Consider the following 5,065-nt stretch of genomic DNA (forward strand, 5'->3'; position numbering starts at 1 on the left):
AATTGAAAATTATGAAGCAGAAAGAGAAAAAAAGGAACTAGATTTTATTATAAATCTGACAAGGGAAGCGTTGACTGATCCTGAAAAGGAAAAGGAATGGAATGCGGTTAGAACTTCATTTGCGCTTTATACTGAGGGAAGAAAAAAAGGGACATTTATGATAAGACCTCGTTTTTTTGAAAGTAAAATTGAGATTGAAGATTTTGAGTATTTGCTGGATACTGTGCAAAAATACTCTGATAAGAGGCTTCATCTTACAACTAGGCAGGATTTTCAGCTGCATGGAATAAAAAGGGAAAATTTGCCAGATTTACTAGAAACTATTTCAAAAAGAGGCTTTTTTACAAAAGCGACTTGCGGAGATTCGACTAGGGCAGTAATTACACCGGAAACAACAGGCTTTGAAGAAGAAGTTTTTGATGTTTCACCTTATGCAAAAATTACGACAGATTATATTTTAGACGGTCGTACATTTATGCATTTGCCAAGAAAATATAAAATTGCTTTTTCAAATAAGGAAGAAAATTCGCTTTATGTAAAAATAAACGACATTGGATTTCAAGCGGTAATTCAAGATGGGAAAAAAGGATTTCGTGTGTATGTTGGCGGAGGAATTGGACCGATTTCAACTAATGCTATTGTTTTAAGGGAATTTATTGAAGAAGATGAGTTTTTGTATTACATACATGCAATAAGAAGTGTGTTTAATGATCATGGAAATCGTAAAATTCGTGCAAGAGCAAGACTTCGTTATGTTTTATTAAATTTGGGAGAAGAAAAATTTTTGGAATTGTGTAACGAATATATTTCTAATTTTTATATATTGAGAAATATATTCCAGTTGTTATTATCTGAGGATTTATAGTGTGCTTAACTATTGAGGTTTGCAGTTAAGCCACTGTCTGCTACATAGTACATCTCGCATTTAGAAGTGCGAAGTATAGATTTAGAAAGATAAGCTATAAATGCCAATACTATAGTTCGTGATGAAGTTTTGGGGTTGTTAAGAATGTAACATCAGGATTACGCTCTTGAACCCAACCCATTTGCCATTCATTGGAGATAAGCACTACAGTACGATCGCGATTATCCTTAACAATCATCGCATTATCTACACCTTTTAAAGACGCAATATCTACTTCACCATCAATCCAACGGGCAACACTGTATGGCAATGTATTATTTAATAAATCAACACCATATTCATTTTTTAAACGGTATTCTAAAACTTCAAATTGAAGCATACCTACGGCACCAACTACGAAGGAGTCGAGGGCACCTGGTTGTTCAAAGATTTGAACTGCACCTTCTTGAGCCAATTGTGTCATGCCTTTTTGGAATTGCTTACGCTTCATAGTATCTTTTGGAGATACGCGGGCGAAGAATTCTGGTGGGAACACAGGGAAGTCACCAAATGTTACCTTGTGTTTTTGTGCACATAGTGTATCACCTACGCCCATTGTGCCAGCATCGAAGACACCGATAATATCACCGGGATATGCATCTTCTACGATGGTACGTTCGGTAGCCAAGAATTGTTGAGGCTGAGACAAGCGAATCGTTTTGTTAGATTGGCGATGCAATACGGACATACCCTTTTCGAATTTACCAGAGCAGATACGCATAAATACGATGCGGTCATGGTGATTAGGGTCCATATTCGCTTGAATTTTAAATACTAAAGCGGAGAAGTCTTCGCTCGTAGGTTGCACCATTTCTTCCACGGCTTGTCGTGGAGCAGGGGATGGAGCTAGTTCTAAGAATTTTTCTAAGAATGGTTTTACCCCAAAGTTAGTCATAGCAGAACCGAAGAACATTGGCGTTAATTCGCCTGCACGAACTTTATCAAAATCGAATGGATCGCCAGCAACGTCTAATAATTCGATATCATCAAGCAATGCTTGATATACATCGTCACCTAATAATTCTTTCATACGAGGATCAGTCAAAGCACCTTTTTCAGAGGCTAGCTTTTCTTGACCATGTGTTTCGTCTTTTGCGAAGAGCTCGATAGTTTCGTGTTCTCTATCGTATACGCCTTTGTATTCACCGTTGATACCAATTGGCCAGTTCATAGGGCATGTACGAATGCCAAGAACGTTTTCGATTTCTTCCATCAAGTCAAATGGGCTGCGACCGAAATGGTCAATTTTATTTACAAAGGTAAAGATAGGAATACCGCGTTCTTTAGATACGGCAAATAGTTTTTTCGTTTGTGCTTCGACACCTTTTGCAACGTCGATAAGCATGACAGCGCTATCGGCAGCCATCAATGTACGGTATGTATCTTCAGAGAAGTCTTGGTGACCAGGAGTATCAAGAATGTTGACACGACAGCCATCGTAGTCAAATTGCAACACAGAACTCGTTACGGAGATACCACGTTGCTTTTCGATTTCCATCCAGTCAGATACAGCGTGTTTTGCTGTTTTACGAGACTTAACGGACCCTGCTAAGTGGATAGCACCACCGTATAAAAGTAATTTTTCTGTTAATGTAGTTTTACCCGCATCCGGGTGAGATATGATAGCAAACGTACGACGACGTTGCACTTCTTCTAAAAATGTCATAGTTCACCTCTATTGTTTCGTTTGTGAAAGTCTTATTTTAATATATCATCTTCACACCATTCATATCTTTAAAATTATACATGATTTTGGTAGTTATGACCACTAAATTGTAGTATAATGAGATTTCAAAGAGCGGCTTGGGGAATAGCCGTTATTTTATGTTAAGGAGGGGGACCATGAGGTTATTTATTGCGGAAAAGCCATCCATGGCTCGCGAAATTAGTAAATGCTTGACAGAAAACAAGAATATCCAAAAACGGAATGGCTATTTTATCCAAGGTGATGATGTGGTGACTTGGGTTGTAGGGCACGTATTACATCAAGCAGAACCTGGTGATTACGATGATAAATATATCCGCTGGCGCCCTCAAGATTTACCTATTGTGCCTGATGAGTGGAAATTACTCGTTACGGATAGTAGTCGTCAACAGTTTGAGACTGTAAAAGAATTAATCGGTAAAGCGGACATTATCGTCAACGCAGGTGACCCGGACAGGGAAGGTCAATTGTTGGTTGATGAAGTATTATATTATGTAGGAAATACAAAACCTGTACAACGTATCTTGCTAAATGCATTGGACGAAAAATCTGTTCGTGCCGCATTAAATGATCTACGGGATAATAAAGACTTTCACAATCTATATCAATCTGCATTGGCTAGAGCACGTGCAGACTGGCTTATTGGCATGAATTTATCTCGTGCCTATACATTGTCTGAACGTTATAAAGGTAATAAAGTAACATTACCTATCGGTCGTGTTAAGACTCCAACATTAGCCCTTGTTGTGCGCAGAGAGCGAGAACTAGCGGCATTTAAACCGGTCGATTATTTTACATTAAAGGTTTTATATAATCATCCAAATGGTGTATTCTGGGCTACGTGGCAGCCTACAGACGAACAAAAGGGGCTTGACCCAGATGGACGTCTTATTAATAAAGCCATAGCCGATGAATTAGTAGAGCGCTTACAGGCGGGGTCAGATGGAGTTATTAAAGCTGTTACAAAATCTAAAAAGAAAGATGTACAGCGTTTACCATTGTCTCTATCATCTTTGCAGGTATTAGCTGGTAAAGCTTTTTCCTATGATCCGCAAACTGTACTTGATACAGCACAGAAACTATATGAAAAGAAATTGACTACATACCCTCGTTCTGATTGTGAATATTTACCACCAAATCAATATGGTGACCGCAATGCAATTCTCAATAATTTACAGAATGCAGGAGATGAAAGACTAGCACAGTGGGCTACTGATGCAGACCGCTCTATTAAGAGCCGCGCTTGGAATGAAAAGAAGATTACAGCCCATCATGCTATAATTCCTACGACCGTAGCTTGTAATATAAATAGTTTGTCCCGTGAGGAACGCAATATTTACTTCCTCATTAGTCAGGCCTATATTGCTCAGTTTTATGGCGAACATATTTATGAGCAAACTAAAATCGTCGTGGAAGAATGCAAAGAAGAGTTTGTTGCCAATGGCCGTGTAGTTATAGACGAAGGCTGGAAATTACTTTATAAACGACAAAAGTCTAAATCTGTGACAGATAATGATGAACCTGATTTAACTGATGAACGTGGTGCAGAGGCGGACTCTAAAAAAGAGGCTATTGAAGAAACAGATCATTTGCCTGCGGTTAAGAAAAATGATTCTGTGCTTTACACGGATTCCTCTGTAGAGGCGAAGCAAACTAAGCCGCCTTCTCGCTTTACACCGTCTACGTTGTTACAAGCGATGAAGGAAATTCACAAGTTTGTAAAAAATGAAGACTTGAAAAAGCAATTAAAGGCTGTATCTGGTATTGGCACAGAGGCGACTCGTGCTAATATTATTGACGAACTCATCAGTCGTGGGTTTATGAAAACTTCAGGAAAAAAACAAGTGCTATCACCGACAGAAACGGGCTATCTTTTAGTAGATGCGTTGCCTGATGAATTGTTATATCCTGATGAAACGGCTGTTTGGGAAGAACGTTTAGCCCTCATGAGCGAAGGTGAGGATACCTTAGATTCCTTCTTATCTGATCAAGTTAAGTTTTTACAGTTGTTAATTGATAAGCTTGGCTTTGATAAACAGGTAAATTCTGGTCAAATGATGCCCAATGTAGTTCGCACGATAACGAATAAAAATCGTAGACGACCTATGGATAATACTGACGTTGATTTATCTTCTTTGCCTATTTGTCCAAAGTGTAATAAGGGTCGTTTGCAACAGCGGAATGGTAAATTTGGCGCCTTTTTAGGCTGCACTAATTATCCTGCATGTAAACATACGCAACCTATTGACGGTGTGAACCCTAATGGAGAAAGTAATATTGAAATATCTGATGACGATAAACAATATAAATGTCCGCGATGTAAGCAAGGTTACTTTGTAAAGCAAGAGGTGAGAGGTCGAGTAAACTGGATTTGTAGTAATCGATCTCAATGTAAAACTCAGTGCTCCGATGTAGATGGAGTACCAAGTATTTACGCAAACAAGTAAATACTATTC

At 38.6% G+C, this 5,065-nt stretch carries 2 protein-coding genes and 1 pseudogene; 2 read left to right on the forward strand and 1 reads right to left on the reverse strand.

The window, feature by feature from the left end; translation table 11 throughout:
• Positions 1 to 865 (forward strand): annotated as a pseudogene (locus tag QZ548_RS07845) (hypothetical protein); the annotation flags it as partial.
• Between the two features lie 109 nt (positions 866 to 974).
• On the opposite strand, the gene QZ548_RS07850 reads toward QZ548_RS07845, so the two are convergent.
• Complete coding sequence (locus QZ548_RS07850) at positions 975 to 2,570, reverse strand: peptide chain release factor 3 (RefSeq protein ID WP_060924805.1); 1,596 nt, start codon at positions 2,568 to 2,570, stop codon at positions 975 to 977.
• Positions 2,571 to 2,746: 176 nt separating this feature from the next.
• On the opposite strand from QZ548_RS07850, the gene QZ548_RS07855 reads away from it, so the two are divergent.
• The gene (locus QZ548_RS07855; RefSeq protein ID WP_295869526.1) at positions 2,747 to 5,056 is read left to right on the forward strand and encodes a DNA topoisomerase 3; all 2,310 of its coding nucleotides are present in this window, start codon (positions 2,747 to 2,749) and stop codon (positions 5,054 to 5,056) included.
• Positions 5,057 to 5,065 lie beyond the last annotated feature (9 nt).

Source organism: uncultured Veillonella sp. (genome assembly GCF_915069625.1).
Classification (GTDB): Bacteria; Bacillota; Negativicutes; order Veillonellales; family Veillonellaceae; genus Veillonella.

Bases quoted from the DNA above. Each gene is read 5' to 3' on its own strand.
- QZ548_RS07850 (WP_060924805.1), bottom strand. From the start codon at position 2,570: ATGACATTTTTAGAAGAAGTGCAACGTCGTCGTACGTTTGCTATCATA.
- QZ548_RS07855 (WP_295869526.1), top strand. From the start codon at position 2,747: ATGAGGTTATTTATTGCGGAAAAGCCATCCATGGCTCGCGAAATTAGT.